Origin of the sequence: Actinocrinis sp. (genome assembly GCF_035650855.1) — a bacterium.
GTDB lineage: Bacteria > Actinomycetota > Actinomycetes > Streptomycetales > Catenulisporaceae > Actinocrinis.
On record NZ_DASRGV010000227.1, the window covers coordinates 16,594 to 35,347 of the forward strand.

Genomic DNA, 18,754 nt, shown 5'->3' on the forward strand with positions numbered 1-18,754 from the left:
TTCCGTCCCCTCACCGGAATGAGCGATGGCGAACAGCCTCCCGCAATAGACCTTAGTCGGGGGGACAAAACGACGCGCCGGAGGCCGGGTGGCGAATCCTGGCGCATTTGCAGATTCCGCTGCGAACGCCGCAGTCGAGCGGTTACGTTCAGCTCACTAGGGGTTCACTAGCGGTCACAAGCGGCTTCAGACGCAGACGACGCATGGCATGTATGGGAGGGGCGGGCCGGTGCCTGAGCGGCTGCCGAACGAGCTGTTCGCCTCCTGGTTCCTGCGCAGCGGGTGGTCGAAGGGCGAGGTCGCCCGGCTGGTGAACCGGCGGGCGCGGGACCTCGGCGCGACGCACGTCGCCACCGACACCTCCCGGGTGCGCCGCTGGCTGGACGGCGAGCAGCCGCGCGACCCGATCCCGCGGATCCTGACCGAGCTGTTCAGCGAGCGCTTCGGCTGCGTGGTCACGCTCAGCGACCTGGGGCTGCGCGAGCCGGCCAGCCCGATCGCCGGGACGCTGACCGACCTGCCCTGGTCGGCCGAGCGCACCGCCGAACTGCTCGCGGAGTTCTGTCGCAGTGACCTGATACTCGGGCGCCGCGGCGCGGGCGGGGCTCCGCCGCTGGCCGCCGGGTCCGCGCTGGTCGAGCCGGTCAAGCGCTGGCTGCTGCCCGCGCCGATGGTACGCACGATGGGCCCGGCCGGCGCCATGGGAACGCTCGCCCCGATGAGCGCGGTCACCGTGTCGAGTGCGGCCGGCACGGCGACCGCGGCCGGAGCGGGCGCCCTCGGCAGGACCGGCGGCGTCGGCCTGGCCGGCCGGCCGCGGCTGAACCGCACCGCGATCCTCGTCGAGCAGCTGGAGGAGGCGGCGCGCACCTTCCGGGAGTGGGACGCTGCGGTCGGCGGCGGGATCCGGCGCGCGGCCGTGGTCGGCCAGCTCTACGAGGTCGCCGAGGTGCTGCGCCAGTTCCGCGAGACCGCCCCGCCGCGTGAGAGCGTCCAACCGCGCCTGTTTCGCATCGCCGCGCAGCTCGCGCTGCTGGCCGGGGAGATGGCGCTGGACTCGGGCCTGCAGGCCACCGCGCAGCGCTACCAGATCCTCGGCCTGCACTGCGCGAAGGAGGCGGGGGACCGGTCGCTCGCCGCCGGGATCCTGGCCGCGATGGGCCGCCAGCTGATCCATCTCAACCGGGCCCAGGACGCCCTCGACCTGCTCGCGGTCGGCCGGGCCGGAGCCCGCGGCGAACTCGAACCGCTGGCCTGCGCGCTGATCGAAGCGGTCGAGGCACGGGCCTACGGCGCCCTCGGCCGCGCCGAACAGTGCCGCAACGCCGCCGAGCGCGCCGCCGCCTCGCACGAGCTCGGCCGTGCGCAAGACCACACGCCGGAGTGGCTCGCCGGTTACACCACCGCCGCCTTACACGCCGAGCTCGGCCAGGCCTTCCGCGACCTGTCCGACCGCCTCCCGGCCGCCGCCACCGAGGCCGCCGCCGAGTTCGAGGCCGCGGTGCTCCTCTACGAACGCGAGGGCGCCTCGCAACTGCGTGGCCACGTGGCCGCGCTGATCGGTTTCGCCGACGCCCGAACCTTGCTCGCCGACGCCGCCTCGGCCGCCGACGCCCTGCGTACGGCCTGCTTGCTCGCGGTCCGGCTAAGATCGCGGCAGACCGAGGAACGGCTGCGCGAAGTACTGGCCCGCGCCCGGCAACGCTTCCCCCAGGAACCCGGTCTGCGCGAGCTCACCGAGCGGTTGCGCGACCCCGCTCCCGGCCCCGGCGGCTTCCCGATCCCGGCGGCGGCGCTCCCTCTCCAGGCGTTCACACGCTCGTAACCAGTTTGAGCAATCCGTCACGTCAGTGAAACATCACGCGCTGTGAGCGGTAACGGCTCGCGGCGATGGTTCTGCGCAGGACAACGGCGTCACCCCCCTGTGAACGGTCGGCCGCGTGGTCGGCACCCCCTGTGCGCAACCTTTCCACTGACACGACCCTGTTACGGTCCTCGGCCGCTGCGCCGGACCGCCGGGCGGGCCTCGCGAAGGATACGTGAACGATGCCAACTCTTGACTCCGGTAACACCGCCTGGGTGCTGGCGAGCTCGGCGCTCGTGCTGCTCATGACGCCAGGGCTCGCGTTCTTCTACGGCGGCATGGTGCGCGCCAAGAGCGTGCTCAACATGCTGATGATGAACTTCATCTGTATCGCGATCGTCACCGTTGCATGGGTGCTGTACGGATGGTCGGTTTCGTTCGGTAACGCGAATGACGCGAGCGGAAGCGGCTTCTGGGGCGGTCTGACCCAGTGGGGCATGCACAGCATCGCCACCGGCGCCAGCTCCGGCCACCCGGGCATCTACGGCTCGACCGGGGTCCCGCTGTTCGCGGTGGCCTGCTTCCAGCTGATGTTCGCGATCATCACCCCCGCGCTGATCTCCGGCGCGATCGCCGACCGCACCAAGTTCGTCGGCTGGAGCGTGTACGTGCTCGGCTGGGTCACGCTGATCTACTTCCCGGTCGCGCACTGGGTGTTCTCCCCGAACGGCTTCATCAACGCCAAGCTGCACGTGATGGACTTCGCCGGTGGTACCGCAGTCCACATCAACGCCGGTGCCGGCGCCCTGGCCTGCGCCCTGGTGATCGGCAAGCGGGTCGGCTTCCGCAAGGACCCGATGCGGCCGCACAACGTGCCGTTCGTGATGCTCGGCGCGGCGCTGCTGTGGTTCGGCTGGTTCGGCTTCAACGCCGGCTCCGCGCTCACCGCCAGCGGCCAGGCCTCCGTGGTCTTCCTCAACACCCAGGTCGCCACCTGCACCGCGGTGATCGGCTGGCTGGCCGCGGAGAAGATCCAGCACGGCAAGTTCACCACCGTCGGCGCCGCCTCCGGCGCGGTCGCCGGACTGGTCGCGATCACCCCGGCCTGTGCCTCGGTCTCCCCGATCGGCGCCATCTTCGTCGGCCTGATCCCCGGCTTCGTCTGCGCCTACGCGATCAACCTGAAGAACAAGTTCGGTTACGACGACTCGCTCGACGTCGTGGGCGTCCACCTGGTCGGCGGTATCCTCGGCACGCTGTTGATCGGTCTGTTCGCGGACCCGATCGAGGTCGGCGCCTACACCAACGGTGCCCGCGAGGGCCTGTTCTACGGCGGCGGCCTTGACCAGCTGTGGGCCCAGGCCGAGGGAGCGGGCATCGTGTTCGCCTACTCCTTCCTGGTCTCCCTCATCCTGGCGTTCGTCGTGCACAAGACCATCGGCCTGCGGGTCACCGAAGAGGCCGAGATCACCGGCGTGGACCAGACCGAGCACGCCGAGACCGCGTACGACTGGGGCGGCCTGAGCGGCGCCCTGCACCGCGCGGCGGTGAGCGTGGCCGTCGCGACCGCACCGGCATCCGCTGCGGCGGCCGAGCCGATCGGCGCCGCGTCCTCCGATGAGAAGGTCGAAGCCTGACCATGAAGCTGATCACCGCGATCATCAAGCCGTACAAGCTGGACGAGGTCAAGACCGCGCTGCAGGCCTTCGGCGTGCACGGGCTGACGGTCACCGAGGCCTCCGGCTACGGCCGCCAGCGCGGTCACACCGAGGTCTACCGCGGCGCCGAGTACACCATCGACCTGGTGCCGAAGATCAAGCTGGACCTGCTGGTCGAGGACCACGACGTAGAGACCCTGATCGACGTCATCGCCAAGGCCGCGCAGACCGGCAAGATCGGCGACGGCAAGGTGTGGGTCACCCCGGTCGAGTCCGTGGTGCGGGTGCGCACCGGCGAGCGTGGAGCGGACGCGCTCTAAGTCACAGGCGGGGTGAGCGGGCGGAGGCCGGATCCGGTCTCCGCCCGTCCGCGTGCCAGGGTGACGTGGCAGCGTGGAGTCAGCAGCACCGGCGTGAGCAGAGCCGGAACGGGAGCGAGCGGAGAGGCCGCATGGGATACGCCGAGCAGCGCACCGAGCTGATCGCCTCCGGGCTGCGCGGGCCGAAGCTGCGCGGCGCGCTCGCCGAGGCGGCCGACGCGTGGCTGACGGAGCTGTTCGCGGACGCACTGGCCGCCGCCGGTTTGAGCGCTGTGAGCGGGCAGGCGGGAGCGGCGAGCCATGCCACAGGCGTCGCGCTGGTGGCCGTCGGCGGCTACGGCCGCGCGGAACTGTCCCCGGGCAGCGACCTTGACGTACTGCTGCTGCACGACGGCTCGCACAAGTCCGACCGGATCGCCAAGCTCGCCGACGCGATCTGGTACCCGGTCTGGGACTCGAAGGTGAAGCTCGACCACTCGGTGCGCACGATCGGCGAGGCGCGATCCATGGCGAAGGAGGATCTGCCGGTCGCCCTCGGGCTGCTGACGGCGCGTCACATCGTCGGCGACCCCACGCTGACGGCGGGGCTGCGCACGTCCGCGCTCTCCGACTGGCGCGCCGGAGCGGCCAAGCGGCTGCCCGAAGTGCAGGCCACGCGCGCCGAACGACTCGAACTGCACGGCGAACTGGCCTACCGGCTCGAGGGCGACCTCAAGGAGGCGATCGGCGGACTGCGCGATGCATACGCGCTCACCGCCATCTCAGCGTCCTGGCTCGCCGACATCCCGCACGGCGAACCCGAAGCCGCGCGGGTCCGCCTGCTCGACGTGCGCGACGCACTGCACATCACCACCGGCCGGGCCGCGGATCGGTTGCTGCTTCAGGAACAGGACGACGTAGCGGCGCGGCTAGGGCTCACCGGCGGCGCCGACGAGCTGCTGGCCGAGGTCGCTGACGCCGCACGCACCATCGCGTATGCCTGCGACGTCGCGTGGCGGCGGATCGATCAGGTGCTGACTCAGCGCAGGTGGTCGGGTCGCCGGCGCGGCGCTGCGGCACAACGCACGCCACTCGCGGACGGCGTCGTCGCGGCGGACGGGGAAGCGACCCTTGCGCTCGCGGCAGACCCGGCGCGTGACCCGGTACTGCTGCTGCGCGCCGCGGCCGCAGCGGCCTCGGCAGGACTGCCCCTCGCGCCTGCGGCGCTGCGCCGCCTCGGCGAGGACGCCGCGCCCTTGCCGGTTCCCTGGCCGCGCGCGGCCCGCGAGGAGTTCGTGCGCCTCCTCGGCTCGGGGCCGGGCCTCGTCCCGGTGTGGGAGGCCCTGGACCGCACCTCGCTGCTTAGCCGGCTGCTGCCCGAGTGGGAGCGAACCAGATCCCTGCCACAACGCAACGCGCTGCACATCCACACCGTCGACCGGCACTCCGTACAGACCGCGGTCCAGGCGGCCAAGCGCACCCGACGCGTCGCCCGGCCGGACCTGCTGCTCGTCGCAGCCGTCTGCCACGACCTCGGCAAGGGCCTGCACGACGAGAACGGCGAACCGCTCGACCACAGCGAAGCCGGCGCCGAAATCGTCGTGGACCTCGCCGCGCGCCTCGGCTTCAACGCCGCGGACAGCGCCGTGCTCGCCGCGCTCGTCCGCCACCACCTGCTGCTCGCGCAGCTGGCGGTCAACCGGGACCCGGACGATCCGGCGACGTTGGACGCGCTGCTGGCCGCCGCCGACGTGCCCGGGGGCTCCGTCGACGCCGCCGAGTTCGTCGCGCTGCTGCACGCGCTCACCGAGGCCGATTCGGAGGCGACCGGTCCTGCGGTGTGGAGCCGCTGGCGCGAGGCGCTGCTGCGCGGGCTCGCGGACCGCGCGCGTGCCCGGCTCGCCGGACACACACTGGCCGCCGCTCCCGCATTCGACGGTTCCGCGCTCGCCGCGCGCGCGGCCGCGTCGCCCGACCGGCTGGCGGTGCTGGCACTGGCTCCCGGCGCGGCCGGCGTCGCAAGGCTCGATGTCGCTCTGCCGGACCAGATCGGGGTGCTGGCGACGGTCGCTGGCGTGCTCAGTCTGAGGCATGTGCGGATCCTCGCCGCCGAAGTCGAGACGGTCGGATCGGTCGCAGCTGGCGAAGGCGGCGAAGGCGGCGATGGCGGCGAAGGCGGCGATGGCGGCGAGCCGTGGGCGGTGCAGCGCTGGACTGTCGCCGCGGAATACGGCGAACTACCGGACATCGCGCGGCTGCGCACCGACCTGCGCGCCGCGCTCGGCGGAGGGCTCGACCTGGCCGCACGCGTCGCGTCCCGGGAGGCCGAGCACCGCCCGGTAGGCCGTGCCCGGCTGGCCCAGCCGCCGTCCGTGGCAGTGCTCGAAGACGCCTCGGCGGTCGCCACGGTGATCGAGATCCGCGCGGGCGACACGCCAGGCCTGCTGCACCGGGTCGCCTCCGCGATCGCGGCCGCCGGGGCGGATATCGCCACCGCGCGCATCGCCACCCTCGGCGCCGAAGCGATCGACGTGTTCTACCTCACCGGCCCGGACGGCGCCCGGCTCGCCACTCACGACGCAGAGCGTGTGGCCGAACGGATCCGGTCGGCAATCGGCGCCTGACCCGCCCGGACCAGCGCTTTGCCGCCGGATTCCTAAACCGTCGAAGATTTGGACTGCGCTTCACCTCGCGTTCACACCGGCAGTTCAGGCGCGGGATAGCGTCGCGGCGAGCCCGAGAACGAGCCGTGAACGAGTCGGCCGTGCCGTCCCGCCAGGAGGCGTCCCGTGGAGCCCACCAGTCCTGTCACCACTGCTTCGTTGAGCCACCCAGCCGAGAGCGCCGAGTCCGAGGCCACGCTGCCAGAGAACGGCGGATTCAGCCGCCGCTCGGCGCTGCGCGCGGCCGTGGTCGGCGGCGCGCTCGCCGGCGCGCCGGTGGCCGTCGCCGCTCCGGCCTCGGCGTCGGCCGCGTCGGCTGCGTCCGTATCGAGCGTGACCGCCGCCGCCCAGGCCACGTCACCGCTGCTGTGGCGCCAGCCGGAGAAGCTTGGCGCGCCGCCGGTGGACGGCCTGCACCTCACGTTCGGTGCAGACCCGTCGCGTGAGATGTTCGTGTCCTGGTCCAGCGTCACGCCGGTCTCGAAGGCCAGAGTGCGGTACGGCACGCCGGAGGACGGCTTCGGTCACGAGGCTAAGGCAGAGACCCGTACGTACATCGACGCCGCCAGTAACCGCGAGGTCTACGTTCACCACGCGCACCTGACGAACCTGCACCCTGACACGACCTACATCTACGCAGCGCTCGGCGACGGCGTCCTGCCTGACGCCGGAACGTTCCGTACCGCACCGACCGGCCGCGCGCCGTTCACGTTCACCAGCTTCGGCGACCAGTCCGTGCCCAGTGTCGGCTGGCTGCCCGGAGCCGGATCCGGTACGTACAGCGCCGGAATCAGCGGCCTGGCCTCGCCCGCCGCCGCCGACATCGTGCACGGCATCGAGCAGGTCCAGCCGCTCTTCCACCTGCTCAACGGAGACCTCTGCTACGCGAACCTCTCCAACGACCGGGTGCGTACCTGGAACTCCTTCTTCGCGAACAACACCCGCTCGACCCGCTACCGGCCGTGGATGCCCGCCGCCGGAAACCACGAGAACGAGAAGGGCAACGGCCCGATCGGCTACCAGGCCTACCTCACCCGCTTCGCGCTGCCGGGCAACGGCTCGGCCGACTGGAACGGCCTGTGGTACGCGTTCACGGCCGGCAGCGTCCGGGTCATCGTGCTGCAGAACGACGAGGTGGCGCTGCAGGACGCCGGAGACTCGTACGTCAACGGCTACAGCGGCGGCGAGCAGCGGGCCTGGCTCGAGCGGCAGCTCAAGGCGGCGCGCGCCTCCCGGCAGATCGACTGGATCGTGGTCTGCATGCACCAGGTGATGGTCAGCTCGTCGGATGCGAACGGCGCCGACCTGGGCATCCGGCAGAACTGGGGGCCGCTGTTCGACCGGTACGAGGTGGACCTGGTGCTGTGCGGGCACGAGCACGACTACGAGCGCTCCCTCGCGGTGCGCGGCACCGTGTCCGGCTCCGAGACGCTCACCCCGAACCCGGTCTCCTCGGCGACCGACGACATCGACACCGCGCAGGGAACCGTGCACATGGTGCTCGGCGGAGGTGGCACAAACTCGCCATCGAACTCGAAGTTCTTCACCGACGGCACCGGCAAGGTCATCACGTCGGTCGGCGCGGTCGGCGCCAACGGCAAGAAGACGCCGACCTACGTCTTCGAGCAGGCCGTCTGGTCGGCCTTCCGCGACCTGACCCACCCGTACGGCTTCGCGGCCTTCGACGTGGACCCGGGCAACCGGCCCGGCGGCCAGACCTCGATCCGGGTCACCTACTACACCGTGGCGCAGCCGGACGGGGCGATCGCGCCGCTCGAGTCCTTCACGCTGCACCGCAAGCGCTCGGACGGCTGAGGCGCTGACGGCTCGCGCCGTGACGCGCAGTGCGGCTAGCCGCTGCGGGCCGGCCTGGGCTGGGGTCTCAGCCGCTCAGGCCCGCTCAGACGGCGGACGGCGCCCCGGAGGGAGCCGCGGCGCCGGATGAAGCCTCCGGCTGGCGAGGCCGCGCGGTTTGCACACCCTGTGCGCCGCGCGCCTCGTCCGGCCGCGGGATGCGGACCGGCCAGCCCGGCTCCGGGGTGAACGGCTCGCCGCGCCGGGCCTTGTACTGCGCGAAATCCGCCTCGGCGGCCGCCTTCCAGGTCGTCTGCCGGGCGTGCAACTCGGTGAGGCTCGCCTCCGCGACCTCCTGGTACCGCGCCGCCTGCGCGCGAGCCACCTCCAGCGCGGCGACCGCATCCGCGCAGGCGTCGTGCGCGTTCTCGATGGTCACGCCGTAGTGCGCGCACTGCGCCTCAAGCGTCCGGCTGCCCTTGCGGAACCGATCCATGGTCCGGTCGATGATCAGCGGGTCCACGATCGGAGCCACCGCAGCGACCCGGTCCCGCAGCGCCCGCAGGCCGTGCCGCTCCAGTTCGGCCTCAAGCAGGGTGAGGTCGAAGGGCGCGTTGAAGACCACCAGCGGAGCGCCCTTGGCCAGGTGCGCGGCCAGCAGCGCGGCGATCCGCTCCAGCGCCTCGGCCGGCTGGGTGCCGTGCGCGCGGGCCTGCTCGGTGCTGATCCCGTGCACCGCGGCCGCCTCCGCCGGGATCTCCACGCCCGGATCGACCAGGAACTCGAACCGCTCGCCGGTCGAGGTGACGAAGGCCGCTGAGACCAGCCGCGCGGAGAACGGGTCGGTCCCGGTCGTCTCGCAGTCGTAGGAACCGATCAGTCCGGTGTGCCAGCCGGGAGCCGGCGCGGGCAGGCAGGCGAGGTGGTAGACGACCCACGCGTCCGACTCTTTGCGCAGCTCGCCGCCCTGCTCGGGAACCATCTCCCCACAGGTCTTACACGCACCGGCGTACCGGTTCGGCGCCATGGCCGCCACCGACCTCTCTGCTTGACTGAACCTCACCATAGGCGACAGCACCGACAATCCAGCCGCGGCGGATCCGGCCACGCAGCGCCAGCGGATACCCTTGACCGAGACGCACGCGTGCCCGTCCGCGGGACGCCACTGTTTCAGCCGCTTCGGCGGGAGCATTCGAGGACCGCTCGAGCGCCCCGTGGCCGGCGCTCCACTCTGGCAAGGCAGTGCGCAACAGCTAAGGCAGTACGCAACAACTTCAGTCCCTTCAAAGCAGCGAGGATCTGACGGCGCCGTGTTCGACACGCTTTCCGACCGCTTGGCAGCGACCTTCAAGTCCCTGCGCGGCAAGGGCCGCCTGTCCGAACAGGACATCGACGCCACCTGCCGCGAGATTCGCATCGCGCTGCTGGAAGCCGACGTGGCGCTGCCCGCGGTGCGCCAGTTCGTGGCCGCGGTCAAGCAGCGGGCCCTCGGCGCCGAGGTCTCCCAGGCGCTCAACCCCGCCCAGCAGGTCATCAAGATCGTCAACGAGGAGCTCATCTCGATCCTCGGCGGGCAGACCCGCCGGATCAGATACGCCAAGCGCCCGCCGACGGTGATCCTGCTCGCGGGCCTCCAGGGCGCCGGTAAGACCACCCTGGCCGGCAAGCTCGGCCGCTGGCTCAAGGGGCAAGGGCACAGCCCGCTGCTCGTCGCCGCGGACCTGCAGCGGCCCAACGCGGTAACTCAGCTGCAGGTGGTCGGCGAGCGGGCCGGTGTGTCGGTGTTCGCGCCTGAACCGGGCAACGGAGTCGGTAACCCGGTCAAGGTCGCGCAGGACTCGATCCAGTACGCCCGCGACAAGATGTACGACGTCGTGGTCGTCGACACCGCCGGACGCCTCGGCATCGACGCCGAGCTGATGCAGCAGGCCGCCGACATCCGCGACGCGGTCAGCCCGGACGAGATCCTGTTCGTCGTCGACGCGATGATCGGCCAGGACGCGGTCACCACGGCGCAGGCCTTCCTCGACGGCGTCGGCTTCGACGGCGTGGTGCTCACCAAGCTCGACGGCGACGCGCGCGGCGGCGCGGCCCTCTCGGTCGCGCAGGTGACCGGCCGTCAGGTGATGTTCGCCTCCAACGGCGAGAAGCTCGAGGACTTCGACGTCTTCCACCCGGACCGGATGGCCTCCCGGATCCTGGGCATGGGCGACGTGCTCACCCTGATCGAGCAGGCCGAGCGCACCTTCGACGCCCAGCAGGCCGAGGAGATGGCCCGCAAGATCATGGGCGGGGACTCCTTCACGCTGGACGACTTCCTCGCGCAGATGGAGCAGCTGCGCAAGATGGGCTCCATGCAGAAGATCCTCGGCATGCTGCCCGGCATGGCCGAGGTGCGCCAGCAGCTCAACCAGATCGACGAGAAGGAGATCGACCGGGTCAGCGCGATCATCCGGTCGATGACCCCGGCCGAGCGGCAGGACCCGAAGATCCTCAACGGCTCCCGCCGCGCCCGCATCGCCCGCGGCTCCGGCGTCTCGGTCTCCGCGGTCAACAACCTGGTCGAGCGGTTCTTCGAGGCGCAGAAGGCGATGCGCACGATGAGCCGCGGCGGCATTCCCGGCATCCCGGGCTTCGGTCCCGGCGGCGGCCGCCGCATGTCCGCCAAGCAGAAGGCCAACGCGCAGGCCGCCCGCAACAAGAAGGGGCGCAGCCGCTCCGGCAACCCGGTCAAGCGCGCGGCGGAGGAGCAGGCCAAGGCGCAGCGCGCGGCCGCGGGCCCGGCGCTGCCGCAGCTGCCGAACCCCGGCGGGGACTTCGAGCTGCCGGACGAGATCAAGAAGATGCTCGGCTGAGCAGGCGACGAGGCGATCGTCAGGGCGTCCGGTAACGCATCTCCGGACGCCCTAGGCGTTACCGGGGCGGTTCGCGGTACCTACCGAACCGGGGTTTGGTAATTCGCACCCCCTGCGGTCTGGCAGAATGGCAGGTCGAGTACTCGGACCGCGCGGCCCCTCTCTCCGCCGGCTCCGCGTCCGCCGGGAGGCCGGAAACCGCAATCCCCACGCGGCGGCTCGGCCACCCAACCGAATTGAGAATCCAGGAGATCCCACTCCCGTGGCAGTCAAGATCAAGCTGAAGCGTCTGGGCAAGATCCGCACGCCGCAGTACCGCATCGTCGTCGCCGACGCCCGCACCAAGCGGGACGGTCGCGCGATCGAGGAGATCGGCAAGTACCACCCGAAGGAGGACCCGTCCTTCATCGAGGTGAAGTCGGACCGCGTCCAGTACTGGCTCGGCGTCGGCGCGCAGCCGACCGAGTCGGTCGCCGCGATCCTGCGCGTGACCGGTGACTGGCAGAAGTTCAAGGGCCTGCCCGCCCCGCCGCCGATGAAGGTCGCCGCGCCGAAGGCGGACCGCAAGGCGCTGTTCGAGGCCGCGCACAAGGAGGCCGAGAACGAGCCCAAGGCGGCCACCACCGCCTCGCGCAAGCGTTCCGAGAAGCCAGCCGAAGAGGCCGCCGCCAAGCCGGCCGAGACCGAGACCCCGGCCGCGGCCACCGAGGCCTGAGCCGATGTTGGAAGAGGCGCTTGAGCACCTGGTCAAGGGCATCGTCGAGCACCCGGACGAGGTAGTCGTCCGGGATCGCGCGCTGCGCCGCGGCCGGATCCTCGAGGTCCGGGTGCACCCCGACGACCTGGGCAAGGTCATCGGACGCCAGGGCCGCACGGCCAAGGCGCTGCGCACCGTGATCGGCGCGCTCGAGGGCCGCTCGGTCCGCATCGACCTGGTCGAAGCGCCCGGCTATCGCTGAGCGCGCGGACCTGATGTCTGCCGACCAGATGACGGCGAACGGACCCGACGACGGCGAGCCGCGCGAGAAGCTGCGGCTCGTCGTCGGCCGTATCGGCAAGGCCCACGGCCTGCGCGGCGAGGTCACGGTCGAGGTGCGCACCGACGATCCCGACCTGCGGTTCGCGCCGGGGGCCGTGCTGGAGACCGACCCGGCCCGCCGCGGCCCGCTGACCGTCGCCTCCGGGCGGGTGCAGGGGGGCCGTCTGGTGCTGCGGTTCCAGGGCGTCGAGGACCGTACCGCGGCCGAGGGCCTGCGCAACACGATGCTCATCGTCGATGTGGACCCGGACGAGCTGCCGGACGATCCCGACGAGTTCTACGACCATCAGCTGGTCGGACTTCGGGTGGTGACCGTGGACGGCCGCGAGGTCGGCACGGTCGCCGAGATGCTGCACCTGCCCACGCAGGACCTGTTCGCGGTGACCCGGCCGGACGGCCGCGAGGTGCTCATCCCGTTCGTCGAGGAGATCGTGCCCGACGTCGACCTGGAGGAGCAGACCGTCCTGGTCGATCCGCCCGAGGGCCTGCTCGAGCTGGCCGATCCGCCCAAGCCCGCGACCGCGGACTCCTGAGCAGCGTCCGCAGGCGGTCCCGTGCGTATCGACGTCATCACGATCTTTCCCGAATACCTGGCGCCGCTGGGCGTCTCACTCATCGGCAAGGCTGCGGACCGCGGCCTGCTGGAAGTACGCACGCACGACTTGCGTTCGTGGACCCACGACGTCCATCGCACCGTCGACGACACTCCTTACGGCGGCGGTCCCGGCATGGTGATGAAGCCGGAGCCGTGGGGTGAGGCGCTCGACGCGGTGATCGCCGACGTCGCGCCCGAGTCACCTGAGCTGCTGCCGACGCTGGTCGTACCGACGCCCAGCGGTCGCCCCTTCACCCAAGCCAAGGCAGCGCAGCTGGCTGAGTCGCCGTGGCTGATCTTCGCCTGCGGTCGGTATGAGGGCATCGATCGGCGCGTTATCGACGCAGCGGTCGAGCGGATGCCCGTAGAAGAGCTCTCTATCGGCGATTACGTGCTGGCGGGGGGTGAGGTCGCCGTTCTCGTCATGGTCGAAGCGATCGGACGGCTGTTGCCCGGTGTCCTGGGCAACGCCGAATCGGTCCGTGACGACTCCTTCGCCGCCGGCGCGATGGAAAGCCTGCTGGAAGGCCCGGCGTACACCAAGCCGGCTGAGTGGCGCGGCCGTGCCGTTCCCGAGATCCTGACCTCCGGCAACCACGGCGCGATCGCTCGCTGGCGCCGCGACCAGGCCTTCGCGCGAACGGCAGCGCACCGGCCCGAACTGCTCGCCAGGCTCGACCCGGCCGCGCTCGACAAGAAGGACCGCATCGCGCTCGCCGCGCTCGGCTGGCACATCGAGGGCGACCGCCTGGTGCCGGACCGTGCCGCTGAAGACAAGGCGCCGGACGGCCGTGCACCGGACGATTTCGCCGATCAGCCCCCCGCGTGAGAGACTGACCCGTCGGCCCGACCGGCCGCGTCACCCTGCGGTCCGCGCCACTCCTGCCATGGGGGGAGCGAAGCGCGCAGCACGGTCGAGGCCCGACGATCACGCAAACCACTGAAGCCGTGGGTGACCTGTGGCACCTGCGAGGAGACCACGATGCAGAAGCTAGACGAGCTCGACTTTCAGTCGCTGCGCTCCGACGTACCCGCCTTCCACCCCGGTGACACCCTCAACGTGCACGTCCGGGTCGTCGAGGGCAACCGCTCCCGGATCCAGGTGTTCAAGGGCGTCGTGATCCGCCGCCAGGGCGCGGGCGTGCGTGAGACCTTCACCGTCCGCAAGATCAGCTTCGGCGTCGGCGTGGAGCGCACCTTCCCGGTGCACACCCCGGTGATCGAGAAGATCGAGGTCGTCACCCGCGGCGACGTGCGCCGTGCGAAGCTCTACTACCTGCGTGACCTGCGCGGCAAGAAGGCGAAGATCAAGGAGAAGGTCGACTACGCGCGGTAGTTCGGCCGGTTCGCCGGATTCCGCAGAACCGGCGGCCTACTTTTCCCGTGTCACCCTCGGTACCCTCGGGAACCGGGGGTGTTCGCCTTTCTTCAGGCGGAATCGGTAGTCTGCGAGGCTGGTGGCACCAGCGCGCGGCGCGGTGCGAGGCGACTGGAGGATCGGCGTGGCGAAGGGGCGGCGACGCCGGCTTAAGCCGATCAAGTTGTGGCGGGAGATTCCCATCCTGCTCGGCATCGCCCTGCTGCTCGCCCTCGGTATCAAGACCTTCATGGTGCAGGCGTTCTTCATCCCGTCGCAGTCGATGCAGAACACGATCATGCCGGGCGACCGGGTGCTGGTGAACAAGTTCTCGCCCTGGTTCGGCGCCCAGCCGCAGCGCGGCCAGATCGTGGTCTTCCACGATCCCGGCGGCTGGCTTGAGGGCACGGCCACGCCGGCTTCGGACAATCCGATAGTGCGTGACGTCAAGAGCGTCTTCACATATGTCGGCCTGCTGCCCTCCGCCAACGAACACGATCTGATCAAGCGGGTCATCGGGGTACCCGGCGATCGTGTCGTTTGCTGTGACGCGCAGGGACGGATCACGGTCAACGGCGTACCGCTCGACGAGACGGGTTATCTCTTCCCGGGCGCGCAGCCTTCCACGATCCGCTTCGACGTCACGGTCAAGCCGGGCCGGATCTGGGTGATGGGGGACAACCGCGGGGACTCGGCAGATTCCAGATACCACATGACCGGCGGATCTGACGGTACTGTGCCAATCAGCGACGTGGTGGGTCACGCGTTCGTGTTGATCTGGCCGCCAAGCCGCGCCGGCGGACTGGGTGTTCCGGCTACCTTTCACCAGAAGGCGTTGGCCGGGTTCCCGCCGGCTCCGGCGCTGCCTGCCACCGCGGCGCTCCTCGGGGCGTTCCCGGTGCGGCTACTGGGCCGGCGAGGGTGGCGATGGGCTAGGTCGACACGGTTCCTAACAGACACGAGGTTGCGACGTGGCATTGGACAGACCGGACGCACTGGGCGCACAGGGGCAGCCCGGGACGGTGACCGGTGGGCGTGGAACCGATGGGGACGGTTCGCGCGGACACGGTGGCGATGGCGGGTTCCCGGAGCCGGATGGCTTCGCGGCGCACGCAGGCTTCGCCGAGCAGACGCCGAACGCGGGGACCGCGGCGTCTGAGGAGTCGTCAGCCGCCGGCCGCAACGGGTACACAGGAGCCGCAGAGGAGCCCGGGGCCGAGGATCCCGGCCAGCCGCAGCCGGAGGGCAGCGGAGGCGAAGAGGGGGCCGCTAAGCCGCGCACGGCGCTCGGCTGGGTCTTGCTGCCGTTCGCGGCCGTATGGCGCTTCCTGTTCCCGAAGAAGCCGCGCCCGTTCATCGTGGAACTGCCATTCCTCGTCGTCTTCGCCCTCTTCCTCGCCTTCCTGATCAAGACCTTCCTGGTCCAGGCGTTCTTCATCCCGAGCGGTTCGATGCAGAACACCCTCGCGATCGGCGACCGGGTGCTGGTGAACCGGGCCTCGGTGTGGCTCGGCGGGCAGCCCCAGCGCGGCCAGGTGGTCGTCTTCCAGGACCCGGGCGGCTGGCTCGGCCCCGAGGAGACCACGTCAAGCAGCAACTGGCTCACCAAGACGCTCACCTTCGTCGGCGTGCTGCCCCAGGACAACGGCGACCTGATCAAGCGGGTCATCGGCGTGGGCGGCGACCACGTGGTGTGCTGTAACGCACAGGGCCAGATCACGGTCAACGGCGTACCGCTCGATGAGACGTACCTGTATCCGGGCGACTCGCCGGGCTCGGGCCAGGACGGCACCTTCGACATCACGGTCCCGCAGGGCCGGCTGTGGGTCATGGGTGACCACCGCGGCGTCTCCGAGGACTCCCGTGCGCACCAGGCGCTCAACGGCGGCACCATCCCAGTCAGCGCGGTCGTCGGCCGAGCCGATCTGATCATCTGGCCGATCAGCCACTGGGGCACGCTGCCGGTGCCCAACACGTTCAAGCAGACCGGCCTGTCCACGCTTGCCGCTCCCGGTGGCGTCCCGGCCGTGGCGATGGTCGGCGCGTTGCCCGTGACCTTGCTGCGTCGGCGTCGGAAGCTGCGCAAGCTTGCCCGGAAGGCTCAGCAGGCGCACGAGTAGCTAATCTGATTACGTGTCAGCGCTCCAGCAGCCCCTCGATCTGGGCATCCCGTTACCGCCGACCCTCGGCGGAGAGCAGGACCTCTACGCGTACGAGGCGGCGCTGCGCCTTCACGGCTTCGCCTCGGTAGCCGGTGCGGACGAAGCGGGACGCGGCGCCTGCGCGGGCCCGCTGGTGGCCGGCGCCGTCATCCTGCCCCCCGACCTGCGGCCGGACGGCCTCAACGACTCGAAGCTGATGACCGCCGCCGCCCGCGAGCGGGCATATGAGCAGATCGTCAGCCACGCGGCCTGGGCCGTGGCGATCATCCCCGCCGCCGAGGTGGACCGGATGGGTGTGCAGCAGGCCAACTACACGGCGCTGCGCCAGGCCGTCGCGGGCCTGTCGCAGGCGCCGGGCCTGATCCTGTTCGACGGCTTCGCGGTGCCCGGCGTCGCGATCCGCAGCCAGGCCGTGGTCAAGGGCGACCGGCTGGCCGCCTGCATCTCCGCGGCCTCGGTGATAGCGAAGGTGACCCGCGACCGGATCATGGTCGAGTTGCACGAAACCCACCCGGTCTACGGTTTCGCAGCTCACAAGGGGTACTCGACGGCTGCGCACCAGGCGGCCCTGGACGAGCACGGTCCGTGCCCCGAGCACCGCCGCTCCTACGCGAACGTGCCCGGAGCGCGTCCGAGCCCCGTGGCGGAAGGGCGAGACCCGGGACAGGACACCGCCGGAGCGATTGTGGGTCAGAATGGGAAGGGGAGCGCCCAGGCCGCCCAGGGCGATCTCCTGGACTTCGGCGTAGTCGCCGAAGCCGGTTCACGAGCTCGACTGGACTTTTAGGGGAGCGCGGGAATGAGCGCCGAGGATCTCGAGAAGTACGAGACCGAGATGGAGCTTCAGCTCTACCGGGAGTACCGGGACGTGGTCGGGCTCTTCCGTTACGTCGTGGAGACGGAGCGGCGGTTCTACCTCACCAACCACGTCGACCTGGACGTCCGCTCGGCCGACGGCGAGGTCTACTTCGAGGTCACCATGTCCGACGCGTGGGTCTGGGACATGTACCGCCCGGCCCGCTTCGTCAAGAACGTGAAGGTCGTGACGTTCAAGGACGTCAACGTCGAGGAGCTGGCCAAGTCGGACCTGGAAGTCCCCACCGACTAAAGCCGCCAATCACCGAGACATAACCCCTGGTCAGACCCAATCTCGCCAAAGTTATCCACAGCCTGGAAAATTTTTGCCCCATTCTCCCTCCTGATCCCGCATTGTGGATCTTGCCGGAAAGATCCGGCCCGGCGTGAGCCGGATCCACGGGAACGGGAAAGCGGGGCAGGACGATGGGAACGGCGGCAGTATTCGCGGCACACCGCCGCACGCGCGGCGAGGTCAGCGTCACGAGCGGACTTCAGGGCCAGCCCGGCAGTCGGCAGTGGGGCCACTGGCTCGGCCGTTACGGCGAGGAGGCGGCGGCGCACTACCTGCTCGGCGCGGGCTACCAGCTCCTGGACCGCAACTGGGTGTGCCGAGACCCCGACCTGCGCGGTGAACTTGACCTCGTCGCGCGCTACCGCCGCACAGTGGTCGCCTGCGAGGTCAAAACCCGCGCCGGCGACCTCCTCGCGCACCCGGCGCAGGCGGTCACCCGCGAGAAAGCCGCCCGGCTAAGGCTGCTCGCCGCCCGCTGGCTCCGCGAACACCAGCGCGGCGCCTCCCCGCCCCTGCACCGCGCCGCCCGCCTGCGCATCGACGTCATCGCGATCCGCACCGGCCCGCGCCCGCCCTACCCCCTGCGCAGCCTCGACCACCTCGTCGGCGTCGCGTAGCCCGTCCACGGCCCACAGCTCACCGAACCGGTCACCGCATCGGGCCGACGACCTGGCTGGCCTGTCCAGCGCTCGCCGCCCCGCGGTGGCCTGCGCCCGGTTCGCTGCCCGCGCTCTGCCAGCGCTGGCCACCGCGCCGAAGCCGCATCCGCTCGCGCTCTCGGCATGTGCCACGCAGCGCTGACAGCGCTGGCCGCCTGACGGCGCATCCGGTTCGCAGCCTTCGGCACGCCCTCAGTACGGCATCCGCTCCGACGCCGCATCCGCTCGCGGCTTCGGCGTGCTGCTTGCGCGGGTTGCCGTGCCGAGTGCGCATCCGCTCGTGGTCTCGGCGACTTGGCGCGTCCGCACTCTCTCCTCCTTCCGCCCTCCCACTCAATTCTTTCCGGAGTGTCCTGTGCTTCTCATGCCTCCCATTTCTCCTCACTGCTGGCTGCCACCCGAAGGCCCCTTCGCCCCGCCACCGGCATGCGTTCCCGTCCAGCTCTTCTTCCTCGCCTACCGTCGCCCCGGAGCGACGCCATGACCGGCTTCGGCCGCGCCTGGTCGGTCGGCCTTCTCGGCCTGCGCGGCACCCCGGTCGAGGTCGAGGCCCACGCGGCGTCCGGCCTGCCCAAGTTCACGCTCATCGGCTTGCCCGACTCGGTGCTCAACGAGGCCCGCGACCGCGTCCGGGCCGCCGCGCAGAACTCCGGCATCGACTGGCCGCAGGCGATCCTGACCGTCAGCCTCTCTCCGGCCTGGATCCGCAAACAGGGTTC

Annotated in this window: 18 protein-coding genes; 17 read left to right on the forward strand and 1 reads right to left on the reverse strand. The window is 70.8% G+C overall.

What is annotated here, in order from left to right; translation table 11 throughout:
• Positions 1-229 precede the first annotated feature (229 nt).
• From VFB40_RS16710 to VFB40_RS16730, 5 genes are all read left to right on the forward strand, one after another.
• A complete protein-coding gene (locus tag VFB40_RS16710; protein ID WP_324851642.1) occupies positions 230-1,825 on the forward strand; it encodes an NsdA family TPR-like regulatory protein in 1,596 nt (531 codons plus the stop codon).
• Positions 1,826-2,046: 221 nt separating this feature from the next.
• Complete coding sequence (locus VFB40_RS16715; RefSeq protein ID WP_324851644.1) at positions 2,047-3,441, forward strand: ammonium transporter; 1,395 nt, start codon at positions 2,047-2,049, stop codon at positions 3,439-3,441.
• 2 nt (positions 3,442-3,443) lie between these two features.
• Entirely contained in the window at positions 3,444-3,782 is a 339-nt protein-coding gene (locus VFB40_RS16720; protein ID WP_324851646.1) for a P-II family nitrogen regulator, read from the forward strand.
• A gap of 65 nt (positions 3,783-3,847) precedes the next feature.
• Entirely contained in the window at positions 3,848-6,385 is a 2,538-nt protein-coding gene (locus VFB40_RS16725; RefSeq protein ID WP_324851647.1) for a [protein-PII] uridylyltransferase, read from the forward strand.
• A 237-nt stretch (positions 6,386-6,622) separates the two neighbouring features.
• On the forward strand, positions 6,623-8,239 hold the full coding sequence (locus VFB40_RS16730; protein WP_414642098.1) for a purple acid phosphatase family protein: 1,617 nt from the start codon (positions 6,623-6,625) through the stop codon (positions 8,237-8,239).
• Between the two features lie 85 nt (positions 8,240-8,324).
• Here the strand turns inward: VFB40_RS16730 and VFB40_RS16735 are convergent, their stop codons facing one another.
• Positions 8,325-9,245 carry an exonuclease domain-containing protein gene (locus tag VFB40_RS16735; protein WP_324851651.1) on the reverse strand — a complete coding sequence of 307 codons (921 nt, stop codon included), beginning with the start codon at positions 9,243-9,245 and terminating at the stop codon, positions 8,325-8,327.
• Between the two features lie 283 nt (positions 9,246-9,528).
• Here VFB40_RS16735 and ffh point away from each other — a divergent pair, with 283 nt between their 5' ends.
• The 12 genes from ffh to VFB40_RS16795 form a co-directional block, all read left to right on the forward strand.
• Entirely contained in the window at positions 9,529-11,073 is a 1,545-nt protein-coding gene (gene ffh, locus VFB40_RS16740) for a signal recognition particle protein (protein ID WP_324851653.1), read from the forward strand.
• A 262-nt stretch (positions 11,074-11,335) separates the two neighbouring features.
• Entirely contained in the window at positions 11,336-11,788 is a 453-nt protein-coding gene (gene rpsP, locus VFB40_RS16745) for a 30S ribosomal protein S16 (RefSeq protein WP_324851655.1), read from the forward strand.
• A gap of 4 nt (positions 11,789-11,792) precedes the next feature.
• Entirely contained in the window at positions 11,793-12,032 is a 240-nt protein-coding gene (locus VFB40_RS16750; protein WP_324838797.1) for an RNA-binding protein, read from the forward strand.
• A 70-nt stretch (positions 12,033-12,102) separates the two neighbouring features.
• Positions 12,103-12,645 (forward strand): ribosome maturation factor RimM, encoded by a 543-nt coding sequence (gene rimM / locus VFB40_RS16755; protein WP_349261511.1) that lies wholly within the window; start codon positions 12,103-12,105, stop codon positions 12,643-12,645.
• A 21-nt stretch (positions 12,646-12,666) separates the two neighbouring features.
• Complete coding sequence (gene trmD / locus VFB40_RS16760) at positions 12,667-13,536, forward strand: tRNA (guanosine(37)-N1)-methyltransferase TrmD (RefSeq protein ID WP_324851658.1); 870 nt, start codon at positions 12,667-12,669, stop codon at positions 13,534-13,536.
• A gap of 153 nt (positions 13,537-13,689) precedes the next feature.
• A complete protein-coding gene (gene rplS / locus VFB40_RS16765) occupies positions 13,690-14,043 on the forward strand; it encodes a 50S ribosomal protein L19 (protein ID WP_324851660.1) in 354 nt (117 codons plus the stop codon).
• A 166-nt stretch (positions 14,044-14,209) separates the two neighbouring features.
• Positions 14,210-15,223: a signal peptidase I gene (gene lepB / locus VFB40_RS16770; protein ID WP_324851662.1), complete on the forward strand. Its 1,014-nt coding sequence runs from the start codon at positions 14,210-14,212 to the stop codon at positions 15,221-15,223.
• 139 nt (positions 15,224-15,362) lie between these two features.
• The gene (lepB, locus tag VFB40_RS16775) at positions 15,363-16,184 is read left to right on the forward strand and encodes a signal peptidase I (protein ID WP_324851664.1); all 822 of its coding nucleotides are present in this window, start codon (positions 15,363-15,365) and stop codon (positions 16,182-16,184) included.
• Between the two features lie 40 nt (positions 16,185-16,224).
• The gene (gene rnhB, locus VFB40_RS16780) at positions 16,225-17,013 is read left to right on the forward strand and encodes a ribonuclease HII (protein WP_414642099.1); all 789 of its coding nucleotides are present in this window, start codon (positions 16,225-16,227) and stop codon (positions 17,011-17,013) included.
• Positions 17,014-17,025: 12 nt separating this feature from the next.
• On the forward strand, positions 17,026-17,334 hold the full coding sequence (locus tag VFB40_RS16785; protein WP_324851669.1) for a DUF2469 domain-containing protein: 309 nt from the start codon (positions 17,026-17,028) through the stop codon (positions 17,332-17,334).
• Between the two features lie 173 nt (positions 17,335-17,507).
• On the forward strand, positions 17,508-17,993 hold the full coding sequence (locus VFB40_RS16790; protein ID WP_324851671.1) for a YraN family protein: 486 nt from the start codon (positions 17,508-17,510) through the stop codon (positions 17,991-17,993).
• A gap of 522 nt (positions 17,994-18,515) precedes the next feature.
• The coding region (locus VFB40_RS16795) for a magnesium chelatase domain-containing protein (RefSeq protein WP_324851673.1) at positions 18,516-18,754 on the forward strand (239 nt) is incomplete at its 3' end.